General features: G+C 72.9%; 18 protein-coding genes. 13 read left to right on the top strand and 5 right to left on the bottom strand.

Annotated elements, in window-relative coordinates; genetic code table 11:
- Positions 1-35 precede the first annotated feature (35 nt).
- The 5 genes from K330_RS0114285 to K330_RS0114265 all read left to right on the top strand — a co-directional run bounded on the left by K330_RS0114285 (position 36) and on the right by K330_RS0114265 (position 4965).
- Positions 36-734 (top strand): succinate dehydrogenase cytochrome b subunit, encoded by a 699-nt coding sequence (locus K330_RS0114285; protein ID WP_022922501.1) that lies wholly within the window; start codon positions 36-38, stop codon positions 732-734.
- A 16-nt stretch (positions 735-750) separates the two neighbouring features.
- Positions 751-2742 (top strand): fumarate reductase/succinate dehydrogenase flavoprotein subunit, encoded by a 1992-nt coding sequence (locus tag K330_RS0114280; protein ID WP_029202695.1) that lies wholly within the window; start codon positions 751-753, stop codon positions 2740-2742.
- Entirely contained in the window at positions 2739-3479 is a 741-nt protein-coding gene (locus K330_RS0114275) for a succinate dehydrogenase/fumarate reductase iron-sulfur subunit (RefSeq protein WP_022922499.1), read from the top strand. Before K330_RS0114280 ends, K330_RS0114275 begins: the two co-directional genes overlap by 4 nt.
- A 124-nt stretch (positions 3480-3603) precedes the next feature.
- Positions 3604-4446 carry a 16S rRNA (cytidine(1402)-2'-O)-methyltransferase gene (gene rsmI / locus K330_RS0114270; RefSeq protein ID WP_022922498.1) on the top strand — a complete coding sequence of 281 codons (843 nt, stop codon included), beginning with the start codon at positions 3604-3606 and terminating at the stop codon, positions 4444-4446.
- Positions 4447-4536: 90 nt separating this feature from the next.
- Positions 4537-4965: a hypothetical protein gene (locus K330_RS0114265; RefSeq protein WP_022922497.1), complete on the top strand. Its 429-nt coding sequence runs from the start codon at positions 4537-4539 to the stop codon at positions 4963-4965.
- Here K330_RS0114265 and K330_RS0114260 read toward each other — a convergent pair.
- The 3 genes from K330_RS0114260 to K330_RS0114250 form a co-directional block, all read right to left on the bottom strand.
- Complete coding sequence (locus K330_RS0114260; RefSeq protein WP_022922496.1) at positions 4962-5207, bottom strand: type II toxin-antitoxin system antitoxin; 246 nt, start codon at positions 5205-5207, stop codon at positions 4962-4964. The genes K330_RS0114265 and K330_RS0114260 overlap by 4 nt on opposite strands.
- Before the next feature lie 12 nt (positions 5208-5219).
- Positions 5220-6191, bottom strand: coding sequence for an SPFH domain-containing protein (locus K330_RS0114255; RefSeq protein WP_022922495.1), 972 nt, complete (start codon positions 6189-6191; stop codon positions 5220-5222).
- A gap of 83 nt (positions 6192-6274) precedes the next feature.
- Positions 6275-6886, bottom strand: a complete 612-nt coding sequence (locus K330_RS0114250) for a DUF4126 domain-containing protein (RefSeq protein ID WP_022922494.1) — start codon at positions 6884-6886, stop codon at positions 6275-6277.
- A gap of 205 nt (positions 6887-7091) precedes the next feature.
- Between K330_RS0114250 and K330_RS21445 the strand changes: the two genes are divergently transcribed.
- The 4 genes from K330_RS21445 (at position 7092) to K330_RS0114230 (ending at position 11840) form a co-directional block, all read left to right on the top strand.
- Positions 7092-7592 (top strand): SigE family RNA polymerase sigma factor, encoded by a 501-nt coding sequence (locus K330_RS21445; RefSeq protein WP_040658160.1) that lies wholly within the window; start codon positions 7092-7094, stop codon positions 7590-7592.
- A complete protein-coding gene (locus K330_RS0114240; protein ID WP_022922492.1) occupies positions 7585-9021 on the top strand; it encodes a hypothetical protein in 1437 nt (478 codons plus the stop codon). Before K330_RS21445 ends, K330_RS0114240 begins: the two co-directional genes overlap by 8 nt.
- A 202-nt stretch (positions 9022-9223) precedes the next feature.
- A complete protein-coding gene (locus tag K330_RS0114235) occupies positions 9224-9718 on the top strand; it encodes a SigE family RNA polymerase sigma factor (protein ID WP_022922491.1) in 495 nt (164 codons plus the stop codon).
- Complete coding sequence (locus tag K330_RS0114230; protein ID WP_022922490.1) at positions 9711-11840, top strand: hypothetical protein; 2130 nt, start codon at positions 9711-9713, stop codon at positions 11838-11840. Before K330_RS0114235 ends, K330_RS0114230 begins: the two co-directional genes overlap by 8 nt.
- A 90-nt stretch (positions 11841-11930) precedes the next feature.
- On the opposite strand, the gene K330_RS0114225 is transcribed toward K330_RS0114230, so the two are convergent.
- Positions 11931-12311 (bottom strand): DUF3037 domain-containing protein, encoded by a 381-nt coding sequence (locus K330_RS0114225; protein WP_022922489.1) that lies wholly within the window; start codon positions 12309-12311, stop codon positions 11931-11933.
- Entirely contained in the window at positions 12308-13081 is a 774-nt protein-coding gene (locus K330_RS0114220) for a HipA family kinase (protein WP_022922488.1), read from the bottom strand. Before K330_RS0114220 ends, K330_RS0114225 begins: the two co-directional genes overlap by 4 nt.
- Before the next feature lie 84 nt (positions 13082-13165).
- Here K330_RS0114220 and K330_RS23735 point away from each other — a divergent pair, with 84 nt between their 5' ends.
- The 4 genes from K330_RS23735 to K330_RS22870 all read left to right on the top strand — a co-directional run bounded on the left by K330_RS23735 (position 13166) and on the right by K330_RS22870 (position 15861).
- On the top strand, positions 13166-13579 hold the full coding sequence (locus K330_RS23735) for a hypothetical protein (protein ID WP_156875819.1): 414 nt from the start codon (positions 13166-13168) through the stop codon (positions 13577-13579).
- An 80-nt stretch (positions 13580-13659) separates the two neighbouring features.
- Positions 13660-14145, top strand: coding sequence for a SigE family RNA polymerase sigma factor (locus K330_RS21440; RefSeq protein WP_022922486.1), 486 nt, complete (start codon positions 13660-13662; stop codon positions 14143-14145).
- On the top strand, positions 14138-14767 hold the full coding sequence (locus K330_RS0114205; RefSeq protein ID WP_022922485.1) for a hypothetical protein: 630 nt from the start codon (positions 14138-14140) through the stop codon (positions 14765-14767). The genes K330_RS21440 and K330_RS0114205 overlap by 8 nt, the downstream gene beginning before the upstream one ends.
- A gap of 56 nt (positions 14768-14823) precedes the next feature.
- Positions 14824-15861, top strand: a complete 1038-nt coding sequence (locus K330_RS22870; protein WP_022922484.1) for a GNAT family N-acetyltransferase — start codon at positions 14824-14826, stop codon at positions 15859-15861.
- The last annotated feature ends 19 nt before the right edge of the window (positions 15862-15880 follow it).

Below are 15880 nucleotides of genomic sequence, written 5' to 3'. Positions count from 1 at the left end.
GCCGTGCGCCGCGGGGCGGGTAGTAACCTGCCTCCGTGGCCACTTCAACCCTTCCCGCGCGCGGTGACCGCAAGGTCAGCTCCAGCATCCTGCTGAAGACGATCATGGCGGCCAGCGGTCTGTTCTTCATCGGGTACCTGCTGCTGCACATGTACGGCAACCTGATGATCCTGTCCGGCCGGGAGGCCTTCGACGAGTACGCGCACCACATCCGCACCTTCGGCGAGCCGATGCTGCCCGAGAAGGGCCTGCTGTGGGTGCTGCGCATCGGGCTCCTCGCCGCGCTCGTCGCGCACGTCTGGTCGGGTATGGCGCTCTGGCGCCGGGCGCGGGGGGCCCGCTCGGTGCGTTACGTCAAGAAGCGCGCGGGCTACGGCAACTTCTACGCCGCGGCCATGCGGTGGGGCGGCCTGGCCCTGCTGGCCTTCGTCGCCTTCCACCTCATGCACTTCACCTGGCAGACGGTGACGATCGGCGAGGCGCACGCGAGCCCGGCCGCCCGCGTCATCGACAGCTTCAGCCACTGGTGGGGCGTCGGCATCTACGCCCTGGCCATGTTCTTCCTGGGGATGCACCTGCTCCACGGGATCTGGGGCGCGGCCATGACGCTGGGGCTGAACACCTCGCTGCGCCGCGCAGAGCAGATCCGCCTGACCTCGATCGTCATCACGACGATCATCGTCGTCGGCTTCCTCATCCCGCCCTTCGCCATCCTGTTCGGCCTCGTCGACTAAGGACCTGGAAAAAGACATGACAGACATGCTGATCGACGGGCTCTACCGCGAGGGCGAGCCCATCGCCGACACCAAGGCGCCCGACGTCGCCGACATCTCCCAGATGTGGACCGAGCGCAAGTTCGACGCCGCCCTGGTCAACCCGGCCAACCGCCGCAAGCTCGACGTCATCATCGTCGGCACCGGCCTGGCCGGCGCGGCCGCGGGCGCGACACTCGGGGAGGCCGGCTACAACGTCAAGTCCTTCTGCTACCAGGACAGCCCGCGGCGCGCGCACTCGATCGCGGCCCAGGGCGGCATCAACGCGGCCAAGAACTACAAGGGCGACGGCGACTCGATCCACCGGCTCTTCTACGACACCGTCAAGGGCGGCGACTACCGCTCCCGCGAGAGCAACGTCTACCGCCTCGCCGAGGTCAGCGCCGACATCATCGACCAGTGCGTGGCCCAGGGCGTGCCCTTCGCCCGCGAGTACGGCGGCCTGCTCGACAACCGCTCCTTCGGCGGGGTGCAGGTCTCGCGCACCTTCTACGCCCGCGGCCAGACGGGCCAGCAGCTGCTCATCGGCGCCTACCAGGCGCTGGAGCGGCAGGTCGGCGCCGGCACCGTGCAGATGTACTCCCGCCACGAGATGCTCGAGGTCATCGTCGTCGACGACGGCGACGGCCAGGGCCCGCGGGCCCGCGGCATCATCGCCCGCGACCTGGTCACCGGCGAGATCGAGACGCACCTGGCCGACGTCGTGGTGCTGGCCACCGGCGGCTACGGCAACGTCTTCTTCCTGTCGACCAACGCGATGGGCTCCAACGTCACCGCGGCCTGGCGGGCGCACCGCAAGGGCGCCTACTTCGGCAACCCCTGCTACACGCAGATCCACCCGACCTGCATCCCGCAGACCGGGGAGCACCAGTCCAAGCTGACGCTGATGAGCGAGTCGCTGCGCAACGACGGCCGCATCTGGGTGCCCAAGCGGGCCGAGGACTGCGAGAAGGACCCGCGCCAGATCGCCGAGGAGGACCGCGACTACTACCTGGAGCGGATCTACCCCGGCTTCGGCAACCTGGTCCCGCGCGACATCGCCTCGCGCCAGGCCAAGAACATGTGCGACGAGGGCCGCGGTGTCGGCCCGGCCGTCGACGGCGTGCGCCGCGGCGTCTACCTCGACTTCGCCGACGCGATCTCGCGCCTGGGCGAGGACGCGGTCCGGTCCAAGTACGGCAACCTCTTCGACATGTACGAGCGGATCACCGGGGAGAACCCCTACCAGGTGCCGATGCGCATCTACCCCGCCGTGCACTACACGATGGGCGGCCTGTGGGTCGACTACGACCTGCAGTCCACGATCCCGGGCCTGTTCGTCACCGGGGAGGCCAACTTCTCCGACCACGGCGCCAACCGGCTCGGGGCCTCGGCGCTGATGCAGGGCCTGGCCGACGGTTACTTCGTGCTGCCCAACACCATCCGCGACTACCTGGCCAAGGGGCCCTACCCCAAGCTCGACGAGAGCCACCCGGCCGTGGTGGAGGCCCAGCGCTCGGTCCAGGACCGCGTGGAGCGGCTCGTCTCGGTCAACGGCACCCGCAGCGTCGACTCCTACCACCGTGAGCTCGGCAAGATCATGTGGGAGAAGTGCGGCATGGAGCGCACCGACGCCGGGCTGCGCGAGGCGATCGAGGAGATCCGCGCCCTGCGGCAGGACTTCTGGACCAACGTGCGCGTGCTCGGCACCCCCGAGGGCCTGAACCAGTCCCTGGAGCGGGCCGGCCGCGTCGCCGACTTCCTCGAGCTCGGTGAGCTGATGTGCATCGACGCGCTGCACCGTCGCGAGTCCTGCGGCGGACACTTCCGCGCGGAGTCCCAGACCGAGGACGGCGAGGCCCTGCGCGACGACGACGAGTTCGCCTACGTCGCGGCCTGGGAGTGGGGCGGCGACGGAGGTGCGCCGGTCCTGCACAAGGAGGACCTCGTCTACGAACACATCGAGCTCAAGCAGAGGAGCTACAAGTGAAGCTCGCCCTCAGCATCTGGCGCCAGGACAACCCCAAGGTGCCGGGCCGGATGGTCCGCTACGACATCGACGGCGTCTCCGAGGACAGCTCCTTCCTGGAGATGCTCGACCTGCTCAACGAGCAGCTCACCGAGAAGGGTGAGGAGCCGGTCGCCTTCGACTCCGACTGCCGAGAGGGCATCTGCGGCACGTGCGGCGTCGTCATCAACGGCGAGGCCCACGGCCCCGAGCGGACGACGACCTGCCAGCTGCACATGCGCTCGTTCAAGGACGGCGACGAGATCGTCATCGAGCCCTGGCGCGCCGACCCCTTCCCGGTCATCAAGGACCTGGTCGTGGACCGCAGCGCGTTCGACCGGATCATCGCCGCCGGCGGCTTCATCTCCGCCAACACCGGCTCCGCCCCCGACGCGCACGCCACCCCGGTGCCCAAGGAGCACGCCGACCGGGCGTTCATGGCCGCGGAGTGCATCGGCTGCGGCGCCTGCGTCGCGGCCTGCCCCAACGGCTCGGGCTCGCTGTTCATGGGTGCCAAGATCACCCACCTCGGTGAGCTGCCGCAGGGCCAGCCCGAGCGCGACGCGCGCGTGGCGGCGATGACGCACCAGCACGACGCGGAGGGCTTCGGCGGCTGCACCAACCTGGGCGAGTGCACCCGCGCCTGCCCCAAGGGCATCCCGCTCAACGTCATCTCCCAGATGAACGCCGACCTGCGGCACGCCGGCTACGGCCGCTGACCCCCGACCCGACCGACGACGTCGGGTGCACGCCCTCCGGGCGACCGACGACGTCGCGTGAACGCCCCACGGCCCACCGAGGACGTGGGGCGTTCGCCGTCGGTCGGGGCCGTAGGGTCGCTCCATGACCACCACCGGAGCGCTCGTCCTGGCCGCCACCCCGATCGGCGACGCGCGGGACGCCAGCCCCCGGCTCATCGAGGAGCTGGCGGGGGCGGACGTCGTCGCGGCCGAGGACACCCGCCGCCTGCGCCGGCTGACGGACCGGCTGGGTGTGACGGTCGGCGGCGAGGTGGTCAGCTACCACGAGCACAACGAGGCCTCCCGCACCCCCGACCTCGTCGCGCGCATCGCCGCCGGCGCCCGGGTGCTGCTCGTCACGGACGCCGGTATGCCGTCGGTCTCCGACCCGGGCTACCGCCTCGCCATCGCCTGCGTGGCCGACGACCTTCCCGTCACGTGCGTGCCCGGTCCGTCGGCGGTCCTCATGGCCCTGGCGGTCTCGGGCCTGCCGGTCGACCGCTTCTGCTTCGAGGGTTTCCTGCCGCGCAAGCAGGGCGAGAAGGCCCGCGGTCTGTCCGCCCTGGCCCGGGAGCCCCGCACGATGGTCTTCTTCGAGGCGCCCCACCGGCTGGCCGCCTCGCTGCGCGCGATGGCCGAGGCCTTCGGCCCGGACCGCCCTGCCGCGGTATGCCGTGAGCTCACCAAGACCTACGAGGAGGTCCGCCGCGGTGGGCTGGGTGAGCTGGCGGTGTGGGCCGGCGACGGTGTCAAGGGGGAGATCACCGTCGTGGTGGCGGGGGCCGACGCCGGCGGCGGGCCTGCCGTCGAGGTGGGTGACGTCATACCCGAGGTCCTCGAGCGCGTGACGGCCGGCGAGCGGCTCAAGGACGTCTGCCGCGACGTGTCCGCACGCACGGGCATCCCGGTGAAGCGGCTCTACGACGGGGCGGTCGCCGCGCGCTAGGCCGGCAGGTCCCTCCGCCCCGTCCGGCGACGGATGAGGCAGACTGGCCCCGGCGCCTCACCGTGGAGGCGCGGAACGAGAGGTCGAGTCGTGCACATCAACTGGCGGACGATCGCGTCCGGGTTCGCCGGCGGGGTCATCGCCGCGGTCGTGGGCGGCTACGCGCTGACGACCGGGCTGGGGTCCCACCCCGACACCTACACCACCTCGGGCATGGTGTGGGCGGCCGTGGTCGCACTGGCCGGCGGGGTGGCCGCGACGGCAGCAGGGTGGGGCCTCAACGGACGCCGGGAGGCCGGCCTCGGCGGCATCGCGGCGATCGTGTCGTTCATGGGAGCCGTCTGCGCGACGGCTGCCTGGGCCTCCGTCGTCGCCCCGCTGGTGAGCACCTGGCAGCTGCTGGTCGCGGCCGTCCTCATGCTGGGCATCTGCCTCGTCGCGCTGGCGGCGGTCTGCGGCACGACGGCCGCGGTCCTGCGCCCGGCCTCCGTCCAGCGGGAGCGTGAGCCCGTCGGCTAGCCGCCGTCCTGCTCCTTCGGCGGTCGTCCCCGCCGGGGCAGGGGGCCGGCCCCGCGCGGGGAGCGCCCGGCCGAGCGCAGGGCGTCGCGCAGCACGACCTCGATCTGGGCGTTGACGCTGCGCAGCTCGTCGGCCGCCCAGCGCTGCAGCGCCTCGTGGACCGCAGGGTCGAGCCGCAGCAGGACGGACCGGCGCTTGGGCGCGGGCCGTCGCTGCTGCGGCTCTCCGGAGGTGTCGGTCATGCGACGCGGCGCTCAGGTGTAGAGCGACCCCGTGTTGACGACGGGGGTCGTGCCGCGCTCGGAGCAGAGCACGACGAGCAGGTTGGAGACCATGGCCGCCTTGCGCTCGTCGTCGAGCTCGACGATGTCCTGGGCCTCGAGCTGGCGCAGGGCGCTGTCGACCATGCCGACGGCCCCGTCGACGATCTTCTCGCGGGCCGCGATGATGGCCGACGCCTGCTGGCGCTGGAGCATGGCCTGGGCGATCTCCGGGGCGTAGGCGAGGGCGGAGATCCGCACCTCGATGACCTCCAGGCCGGCCAGGACGATCCGCTCGGCGACCTCGTGCGCCAGCTCGGCGGAGATGACGTCGGTGTCACCGCGCAGGGTGACCTCCGTCGCGTCGTTGTCGTAGGGGTGGCTCATCGCCACGTGCCGCAGCGCCGACTCGGACTGCACGGCGACGAAGTCCTCGTACTCCTCCACCGAGAACGTCGCCTTGGCGGTGTCGGCCACCTGCCAGACGACGATGGCCGCGATGTTGATCGGGTTGCCGTCGGCGTCGTTGACCTTCAGCTCGTTGGTCTCGAAGTTGTGCACGCGCACCGAGACGTTCTTGCGCGTGCTCAGCGGCACGACCATCCGCAGGCCGGGCTTGCGCACCGTGCCGATGTAGCGGCCGAAGAACTGGACGACCTTCGTGTGCCCCGGCGCGACGACCGTCAGGCAGGCCAGGAGGACGAGCGCGACCAGCCCCAGCAGGCTCCCGCCCACGATGCCGGCGATCCCGCCCTCGCCCGCGTCCGCCGCGACGGCGCCGCGGATGAACAGCCACGCCGCCACGCCCGCCAGCGCCAGCGACACGACCAGGCCGACGAAACCGTCGACCGACCACGCCCTGCGCTCGGTGATGTCGACGCGCGTCCCGTCGACCCCGACCGGTCGCCCGGCGGGCTCGCCCCCCGTGGACTCGTCGACGGCCGGCTCGTTGTCCATCGTGCTCATGCGCACATCCCCTTCGTTCGTGAGTGACATCAAAACGATATCACTTTTCTCAGAAGGCCTGGTCGCAGGGGCGTGCCGTGCGCTCAGTCGTAGCCGGCCTCGCTCATCAGCCGGTCCGTCTCCTGGCGCCGTGCCCGTCGACGGCGCCACAGCGCGAAGCCCGCCCACACCAGGAGCAGCAGCAGGAAGATCACGAGCACCGGCAGGAAGATCGCGACCAGCGACAGCGTCACCGAGGCGCCGTCCTCGGCCGCGGACACGATCGGTGTCCCGAGCCCGCCCGTGCCCGCGTTGACGACCGGCCGCGTCACCGCCTTGCCGGTGTGCACGATCCCGGCCGTGATGATGCCGAGCAGCACCCCGACCCACGGGTTGTCGGCCATGAAGGACGAGCCCTGCTCGAAGTCCTCGGCCGCCGTGGTGGCGGCGAAGATGAGACCACCGGTCGCCGGGCGGACGAACGTGCCGACCGCGTCGTTGATGTGGTCGACCAACGCGATCTTGTCCAGCACGACCTCCGAGAGCAGCAGCACGGCGGCGATGCCGATGGCCCACCACGACTCGATCCAGGCGTACTGGTGAGGGAGGTTGATCACCTCGGTGAACCGCGCGATCAGCGCGACGAGGAGGAAGGGGATGTAGGCGTTGAGCCCCGCGGCGGCCGACAGCCCGGCCCCGGTGAGTGCAGCGAGCATGTGGTGGCCTCGCCTTTCGTGTCGGCGGCCCTCCGGCGGAGGGCGGTCGACCCATACAACCACGGGGTATGTCGTGCCTGTTCCGTGCGCGTGTCCCTCACCCCGGGGCGGCGGCGTGTCCCCGGGACTCAACCTTTCGGCATACCGGGCCGTTGGGAGGATGGGTCCGTCGCAGGGGGACGGACCACCGACACGACGAGGTGAGATGAAGAAGGACCAGGAGGAGGGCTTCGCGGACTTCGTCCGGGCGGCCTCCCCGCGCCTGCTCACCTCGGCGTGGATGCTCTGCGGCGACCCCCACGTCGCCGAGGAGCTGGTGCAGGAGTCGCTGGCGCGGGTCTACGTGCACTGGCGGCGGGCGAGGGCCGACAACCCGACGGCCTACGCCCGCCGCGTGCTCGTCAACCTCCACACCGACCGGTGGCGCAAGCGCCGGCGCGAGGTGCTCACGGACACCGTGCCGGACACGGACCCGGCGTCCGGACCCCAGGTCACCCTGGGCCTCGACCTCGACCTGACCCAGGCGCTGCAGGCCCTGCCGCGCCGCGAGCGCGAGTGCGTGGTCCTGCGGCACTACCTCGACCTGTCCGAGAAGGACGCCGCGGCGACGCTCGGCGTCTCGACCGGCACGGTCAAGAGCTCGACCTCACGCGGGCTGGCCGCCCTGCGCGCCGCCCTGACCGAAGGGGAACCGAACCATGTCTGACGACCTCGACCGCTCCGCCCTCGTCCTGCTCGACCGCGCCGACGAGCTCGCGCCCGTCATGTCCGTCGAGCCGGACGCCGTCATCGCCCGGGGACGCCGCAAGGTGCACCGCCGTCGCACCTCCGCAGCCGCGGGCGTCGGCTCGCTGGCTCTCGTGGGTGCCCTGTGGCTGGGTGGACCGCTCAACCCGTTCGCCGCCACCGGCGACCCGGTGCCGGCCTCGGTCAGCTGGCAGGACGGGGTGGCCGTCGACCTGTTCGACAACGAGCCGAACCCCGTCCACGAGGCCGACCGGGTCCACTGGACGGGCGAGCTGCGCAGCGCCGAGGGGGCGGCCTTCCCCGAGCTCGTGCTCACCCGCGACGGCGAGGAGCTCGAGCCGCTGCCGGCGCAGGACGGCCCCGGTGACGTGCTGGTCTTCGGTGTCGAGGGACTGAGGGTGGCCGTGTGGGAGTCACCGTCAGGCAGCCTCGGCGAGACCCCGCTGTGGTCCCCGGGCGTCCACCGCGGCCAGGGCGGCACGGCTGAGGTCGACGGCGCACTCCTGCGGTATGCCGTCGCCGAGTTCGTGCCCGGGGCGTCCGCCGCGATGGAGGAGCTCTACTGGTACGACGAGACCGCAGCACACTCCGCCAGCGGCGCGCCGGTGGCGAGCACGAGGATGGGCGTCAACGGCTCGGAGGCGCTCGTGATGCTGGACGAGGCGCGCGGGGTGTGGGGTGCGACCCCGCTCGGCGAGCACCTCGGGCCCCCTCACGTGGCGCGGCTCGTGTCGGGCTCCGGCCTGACCGGGTGGATGGGAGGGTCGCTCGTGACCACGTCGGTCGGCGTGCTGCCGCCCGGCTCGACAGACCTGGCGGTCACCCCGGGCACCGCGACCCTGGCGTCCACGCCGCTCGGCTCGCACACCGCCGTGATGGCCGCCGACCCGAGCCTGACCGACACCGTCCCGCAGGTCCGGTTCACGCTGGACGGCGAGGAGCACGTCCTGGAGAGCTATGCGCAGGACACGGGCCGACCGCTGGCCGTCGGCAGCGGGCAGGTCCTCGTCACCGCGCAGCCCGAGGCGCTCGAGCTGCGCCGGGGCGAGGACTACACGCTCATCCCCGCCGGGGACCTGCAGGACGGGACGGCGTTCACCGTGCCGACCCTGGGCGGCCACGCCGTCGTCGTCCCGGGCTGGCAGCCCGACGCGGACGTCGAGGACCTCCGCGCCCTCGTCGGCTCGGACGGGGACGAGCGGTGGGTCGAGGTGAAGGCCGCCCACGTCGGGGCCCTGTTCGACGGCCGCCCGCTGGTCGTCCTCGGCCTGGACCGCGGGGTCGTCGGGGAGGGTGAGACGGTCCGGGGCGTGGGTGTCGCGGGCGAGGGTGACGTCACGCCGCACACCCTCGCCCAGGGTGTCGTCCTGCTCGACCCCGATCTCTGAGCCGCTCCGGTAGCCGCCCCACAGGCGCCCACCACCCGCCTACCACGGCCCACCCTGGAAACCGGCTCGTGCCGGGGAAGCTCCCCCCGCACGAGCCGGTTTCTCCGGTCCAGACGGCGGATGCCCTGTCGGCCCCAACCTTTCACCACCCTGCTCCGTTACCGGTGCGAGGACAGGGCAGGATGACGCCGAGGAGGCACGGGTGGGCAGCAGCGAGGACGACGGGGCGTACGTCGAGTTCGTCGACGCGTCACGCTCGACCCTCCTGGCCTACGCCTGGCTGCTGACCGGGGAGCCGCACGCCGCGGAGGACCTCGTGCAGGAGACGTTCGTGCGGGTCTACGTCCGCTGGCGCAAGGTCCGGGGCGGCCAGCCGCTGGCCTACGCCCGCCGCGTGCTGTCCAACCTGCACACCGACCGGTGGCGGTCGAGACGGCGTGAGGTGCTGCGCGACGAGGTGCCGGAGACGGCATACACCCCCGACCCGATGACCACCGACCTCGTCCGCGCCCTGCAGGCGCTGTCGCCGCGCGAGCGCGAGTGCGTGGTGCTGCGCCACTACCTGGACCTGTCCGAGAAGGACACCGCCGCGACGCTGGGGATCAGCGTCGGGTCGGTGAAGAGCTACACGTCCAAGGGTCTTGCGGGTCTGCGCCCGCTGCTCGCCGACAGGATCGAGGAGGAGCGCCATGTCTGACCGCCAGCTCGCCGAGATGCTGGACCGCGCCGTCAACCACGCGCCGCAGATGCACGTCACCGGCGACGACATGCTTGCGGCGGGCAAGGGCCGCGTCCGGCGTCGGCGGGCCGTCGGGATCGGTGGCGCCCTGGGCACCGCGGCGCTCGTCGCAGCCGTCTGGAGCGGGCTGGCCGGGGGCGACGGGACGCTGCTCGGCACGACCGAGATCCAGCCGGCCACGAGCGTCTGGGAGGAGGGCGAGACCGTCGACGCCGCCCTCTTCACCGGCCTGCAGACCATCGACCAGGACCAGGTCGCCCACGCCTACGACGCGCGGCTCGGACGCGTGACGTCGGACGGCCCGGTGACTCTCACCCTCTCCGACGGGGGCGAGGTGGTGGAGGAGGTCCCGGCGCAGTCACCCGTCCCCGGTCTCGAGGTCTTCGCCGGCGAGCGCATGACCGTCGCCGTGTGGGCCGAGCCCGAGGGCGTCGTCGCGTCGGTGCCGCTCGTGGGCCCGCTCGACCCGGGCGGGCCCGCGACCGTGCAGCGCACGCAGGTGGCGGACGAGGAGCTCGCGTACGCCGTGTGGGCGGGCGACGTCGTGCCGCTGCCGCAGGCGGTCCGCGACGTCTATCTCGTCGGGCAGGACGAGGTCGTGTCCCTGTCGGGGACGGCGGTCGGCTCGGAGGTCCTGCGGGCCGGTGGGGTGCGTGCCCTCGCGTGGTCGGACCGCGAGCGCGGCGTCTGGGGGTATGCGGTCGACGGCCAGGACTCCCCGTTCCTCGAGCAGCTGGGCCACTGGCCGGCTCAGCCCGCGTCCTTCGCCTTCTCCGAGGACGGCAGAGGAGGTGCCGTGACGGTGCTGCCCGAAGGTGCCGAGCTGGACCGCATGGGCCTCGCCGACGGCGAGGAGGTCGACAGCGCCGCACTGGACGGGCGGGAGGTGGTGCTGACGGCCGCCGAGGGCGACGTTGTGCCCGACGTGACCTTCACCCTCGACGACGCGACCTACCCCCTCGACGCCTACCTCGCGGACCTTGTGGCGCTCGACACGGTCGGTGGCGGTCAGCTGACCGTCGTGCCGGACGAGGACGGCGCCGGGGGGCTGACGCTCCAGGACCGGACGGGCACGGTCCCGGTCGAGCTGACCCTCGAGGAGCTGGGGGACGGTGTGGTCTCGCGTGCCGTGCACGGCAGCACCGTGGTGGTCGCCAGCGGCTGGGACCCGGGGCCGGCCGTCCTGACGGCGAGCCGTGTCGAGCTGGTCGGGGCTGACGGCCTCCCCGGGTGGGCCGTCCCGAGCGACGTCGCCCAGGTGGCCTTGCCGGACGGCACGCTGCTGACGCTGATGACGGTGGATGCGGCGGACGGGGTCGAGGTGGCTGGCGCAGGACACCAGGTCGGCGGGGAGATCGAGCGCTGGACGCCTCCGGTCACCACGGTCGGTGGCGTGGAGATGCGTCTGCTGGACGGCGAGCCGGTGCCCCACCTCGACGGTGGCCCGCTGGAGCGGCTCGACGACGGCTCCCTCGGAGGTGTCCGGCACTACGCCGGGGCGTCCTGGTCGGGTGCGGACTACCTGGTGGTGCCGGGTACCGGTGCCGGTGAGGCGTTTGTGCCCCTGGTCGGGGAGTCGGACGGGCAGGTCCGCCCCGCACCCGAGGCCGTCCTGGACCAGGACGTCGTCGAGCTGGGCGGCCAGCCCCTGACGGTCCTGCGGGTGAGCGTGAGCCTGGCGCAGCAGGGCCGCTCCGTCGTTCTGGGCGGGGCCGTGCAGCGAGGGTCGGGGGACGCCGCGAACAGCTGGGCGCTGGCCGGCAGTGCCGCCTCGGCCCATGTGGTCATCGACCCGGGGGCGGTCGTCACCGTCGCGGCGGACCAGGGCGTGTGGCTGCTCTACCCGCAGGGCTCGACGGACCCTGAGGAGCTGCAGGCCGGCCGTACCGGCGACGACGTGCTGCGTCTCACCGCCGGTCAGGACGCCGCAGAGCTGACACTGGTCGCCGTCCACCCTGCCGGTGCTCCTGGGCCGCGGGTCGGTGACGTCGAGGGCGAGCTCACGCCCACGGCCACGCACGACGTCGCCGACCTCGACCTGGTGGTCCGCACCTGGCGGACGGACGTCGGCGGGGACTGAGCCGCCTGCGTCATGACGGTCCCGCGGAAGTGGCGAGCATGGCTGCACGTCCACGGGACGACTCTCACGGGACGGGCACCACCCGGCGGCTCAGCGCCTGACCAGCACCTGCACGAGGTGCTCCAGCGTCGCCGCCGGGTTCCCCGTCGTGCCGCCGTGGATCGGCCCGGGCTGCACGATCGTGCTGCGCGGGGCGCTCAGCCACCCGAACCTCGGCCCTAGCCGGTCCAGCCGCGGGGTGCTGGGCGAGTGCTCGCCGCCGGCGACACGGCATACCGTCTCCAGCGCGGAGCGCACCGCCTCAAGGTCCAGGTCCGGGTCGAGCGCCAGCGCGCGGGCGTCGTCCAGTGCGAAGGCGCCCCGGAGGAACTCCGCCTCCTGGCTGTAGAGCACCACGCCCACGTTGATGAACTCCTCGCGCTCCACACGGGGCACGAGCCGCAGCACGACGTACTGGTAGTCGACGGTCATGCGGCACCTCCTGGCAGCCACACCTGCGGCGTCTCGACCCGCGCGAGCAGGTGCTCGAGGTATGCCGTGCGCACGGCGGCCGCGTCCGGCAGGTGGTCGGTGGTCTCCAGCCACTCCTCGGGCACCTGGTCGAGCACGCCCGCGACCAGGTCGGCGTCGATGCGGGGCGCCAGCTCTGCGTGGGCGCCCGGCAGGTCCGTCGCGAGGCCGCCGAGGACGTGGTCGTCGGCCCCCACCCGGAAGGGCTGCGCGGCGAAACGCCCTGCGTCCGGCGCGCGACTGGGCCAGGAGTGGTGGAAGTACAGCGCTGCCCCGTGGTCGATGAGCCAGGTCCGCCGGTGCCAGGTCAGCAGGTTGGGGTTGGACCACGTGCGGTCGACGTTGGCGGTGAACGCGTCCAGCCACAGGATCCGCGAGGCCAGCGCCGCGTCCGGCGGCCGCGACCCGTCGTAGCCCAGCGCGCCCGGCAGCAGGTCGACGCCCAGGTTGGTGCCGGGCGAGGCGTTGAGCAGGTCCTGCACCTCCTCATCGGCCTCGTAGCGCGCCATCGCCGCCGGCAGGTCGACCGTCACCAGGCGGGGGACCGGCAGCCCGAGCGCCCGCGCCAGCTCGCCGACGACGACCTCGGCGACCAGCACCTTCAGGCCCTGCCCGGCACCGCGGAACTTCACCACGTAGGTCCCCAGGTCCGCGCCCTCGACCACGCCCGGCATCGACCCGCCCTCGCGCAGCGGCGTGACGTAGCGGACGGCGGTGACGTGGTCGAGCACGACGGTCAGGCTAGCCGCTGAGGTGCCTGTGCACGTGACCCGCAGCGGCCCCGTGCCCACCCGCACGGCGCTAGCCTGAGCAGGGTGGGGACATCGACCGACGGAGACGTGCTCGTCAGGTCCCTGGCGGGCGTGGTCGTCGCGGCCGTCGCGGGGTGGGTGGCGGCGATCGCGTGGTGGGGCGTGGGGCCGATGTCGGTGCTCCCCGCCCTCGCCGGGCCCGCTGTCGCCCTGCTGCTGCTCCTCGGCGGACTGCTGCTCGCACTCCGGGTGGCAGGCAGCTTCCAGGTCCCGGGCTGGGGCGTGCTCGTCCTGGCGACCGCGCTGGTCCTCGGCCTCCTCGGCACCGGGTGGGTCGTCTCGGGGCAGCGAGACCTGCTGGGCCTGGGGCAGCTGGTCATCATGTACCTCGCGCCGTTCGTGCTCGGCGCCGCGTGGCTGGCGGGACTGGTCATGAGGGCCGGGCTCGAGCGCCGCGGGGTCGACCCGCTGCCCTGAGGTCAGCACGAGCGCCGCGCCCCCACCTTTCTGCGCCCCGGCACGTTGTACGGATGAGAGGGTCCAGGCGAGGAGGCGGTATGCGGTCGGCGCTCGAGCAGGAGTTCGAGAAGTTCTTCGACGACGCCTCGCCCCGCCTGCTCAGTGCCGCCTGGCTGCTCACCGGCGAGCAGCACGCGGCCGAGGACCTGGTCCAGGAGGCTCTCGCGCGGACCTACGCGCGGTGGTCCCGCGTCCGGAGCGGCAACCCGCTCGCCTTCGCCCGCCGGGTGATGGCCAACCTGCACACCGACCGATGGCGCAAGCACCGTCGTGAGGTGCTGACCGACGACCCGCCGGAGACGTCGCTGGTCACCGACCCGCAGACGGTCGACCTCGTCCGGGCGCTGCGGGGGCTGAGCCCGCGCGAGCGGGAGTGCGTGGTGCTGCGGCACTACCTCGACCTGTCCGAGAAACAGACGGCCGAGACGCTCGGCATCGGGGTGGGCAGCGTCAAGAGCTACACGATGCACGGGCTGCGGGGTCTGCGCGCCCAGCTGCTGGAAGGAGAGCAGACGCATGTCTGACCGTGAGACCCCGGCCCGCGACGTCCTCGCGCTGCTGGACCGAGCTGCCGCGCACACCCCGCCGCTGCACCTGGACCGCCGGGACGTCGTCTCCCGCGGGCGGCAGATCCGGCGCCGCCGACGTGCCGGAGGAGCGGGCACGGCGGTCGGCGTGCTCGCGCTCGCGGGTGCCGTCTGGCTCGGCTCGGGCGTGGCCGGGGACGCGCTCCGCGGGGCGGAGCAGATCTCGCCGGCCGGGGTGGGCCGGGAGGTCGACGCGCAGCAGTACGCCGAGGACCCGGTCGCCGGGACCGGGAGCGCACCCGTGGGGCCCGGCGGCTCCGTCGTCCTGCTCGGCGAGACCTACGAGGTGTCGACCGATGCCCACGGCTGGCCGCAGCTGCTCGACGAGGACGGGAGCGTGTTCCTCACCGTCTCGGACGCGGACGGCCCTCCGGCGGGTGACGGTGGAGGCGTCGTGATGTGGCGGGACCACTGGTGGCCGTGGTCTGACCGCACCGAGATCTACTTCGCCGTCGACGGTCAGCCCACTCTCGCCCCCGACGTGGAGGGCCAGGACGCCGTGACCATCTCCGGACCGGCCGGGGTCGTCGGTCTGGTGGCCGTCCCGCCGGGCTCGTGAGGCACGGCGGCAGCAATCCCGTTGCACCGGGCGCGCCCGGACCGGACCATGGCCTGGTGAGCGACACCCCATACCCTCTGCGCACCGAGCGGCTCCTCGTGCGCCTGCCGCGCGAGGACGACGTCGACGTGCTCACGGCATACCGCAACGACCCCGAGGTCGCACGCCTGCAGGACTGGGAGCTGCCCTACCCGCGCGAGCGGGCCGAGCAGCTGGTGGCGGCGCACGCGGACCGCGACGACGTCGTGCCGGGGGAGGGCACCCAGCTGGCCGTCGAGCGGGACGGGCAGCTCGTCGGTGACATCTATGTCGGCCTCGACGAGCACCGGGGCATCGCCGAGATCGGCTTCACCCTGGCCCGGGAGCACCAGCGCCAGGGGTATGCCGTGGAGGCCGTCTCGGCGGTCGTCGACGACCTGGTCGACCGGCTGGGGGTCCACCGCGTCGTCGGGGAGCTGTCCCCGGAGAACCTGGCCTCGGCCCGTCTGCTGGAGCGGCTGGGGATGACGTTCGAGCACCTGGCGGAGAAGTCGTTCTGGTGGCGCGGCGCGTGGGACGACAACCTCTACTACTCGATGAGCGCCGACGAACGCCGGGCGTGGCGCGACCGGCCGGCGACGCCGCCGGACCGGGTGCGCCTGGTCGAGCTGACGCACGAGAACTTCCGCGACTACGGCCGACTGCTCACCCACCGCTCGCAGGAGCGGTTCGTCGCGACGGTGCGCCGGTCCTACGCCGACGCGCTCTTCCCCGAGCCCGAGGACGGCCACCCTGTCGTCCCGGTGCTGGGCGGCATCGAGGCCGACGGGGAGCCCGTGGGCTTCCTGATGTGGGCCGACGCGGTGAACGCGGGCACCCCCGAGCCCTACCTGTGGCGGTTCCTCGTGGACCGGTGGCACCAGGGCCGCGGCATCGGCAGCCGCGCGCTCGGCCTGTGGCTGGACGACCTGCGGGCCGCCGGCCACGCCGCCGTCGTGACCAGCTGGGTGCAGGCGCCCGGCGGTCCCGAGCCGTTCTACCTCGGCGCCGGCTTCGAGCTCACCGGTGAGCTGGACGACGGCGAGGCGGTGGCCCGGCTGCGCCTGCAGGGCTGACGCGGCCGGCCCCGTGACC

It is taken from the genome of Ornithinimicrobium pekingense DSM 21552, assembly GCF_000421185.1.
Lineage (GTDB): Bacteria > Actinomycetota > Actinomycetes > Actinomycetales > Dermatophilaceae > Ornithinicoccus > Ornithinicoccus pekingensis.
The sequence above is the reverse complement of the archived record's forward strand: the minus strand, read 5'-3'. Positions and strand labels throughout refer to the sequence as shown.

Excerpts from the sequence above, each read along its gene's own strand:
- K330_RS0114250 (WP_022922494.1), bottom strand. The coding sequence starts at position 6,886 with ATGCTCGCTGCACTCACCGGGGCCGGGCTGTCGGCCGCCGCGGGGCTC.
- K330_RS21445 (WP_040658160.1), top strand. The coding sequence starts at position 7,092 with ATGAAGAAGGACCAGGAGGAGGGCTTCGCGGACTTCGTCCGGGCGGCC.
- K330_RS0114205 (WP_022922485.1), top strand. The coding sequence starts at position 14,138 with ATGTCTGACCGTGAGACCCCGGCCCGCGACGTCCTCGCGCTGCTGGAC.
- K330_RS21440 (WP_022922486.1), top strand. The coding sequence starts at position 13,660 with ATGCGGTCGGCGCTCGAGCAGGAGTTCGAGAAGTTCTTCGACGACGCC.
- rsmI (WP_022922498.1), top strand. The coding sequence starts at position 3,604 with ATGACCACCACCGGAGCGCTCGTCCTGGCCGCCACCCCGATCGGCGAC.
- K330_RS0114230 (WP_022922490.1), top strand. The coding sequence starts at position 9,711 with ATGTCTGACCGCCAGCTCGCCGAGATGCTGGACCGCGCCGTCAACCAC.
- K330_RS0114240 (WP_022922492.1), top strand. The coding sequence starts at position 7,585 with ATGTCTGACGACCTCGACCGCTCCGCCCTCGTCCTGCTCGACCGCGCC.
- K330_RS0114280 (WP_029202695.1), top strand. The coding sequence starts at position 751 with ATGACAGACATGCTGATCGACGGGCTCTACCGCGAGGGCGAGCCCATC.
- K330_RS0114260 (WP_022922496.1), bottom strand. The coding sequence starts at position 5,207 with ATGACCGACACCTCCGGAGAGCCGCAGCAGCGACGGCCCGCGCCCAAG.
- K330_RS0114225 (WP_022922489.1), bottom strand. The coding sequence starts at position 12,311 with ATGACCGTCGACTACCAGTACGTCGTGCTGCGGCTCGTGCCCCGTGTG.
- K330_RS0114255 (WP_022922495.1), bottom strand. The coding sequence starts at position 6,191 with ATGAGCACGATGGACAACGAGCCGGCCGTCGACGAGTCCACGGGGGGC.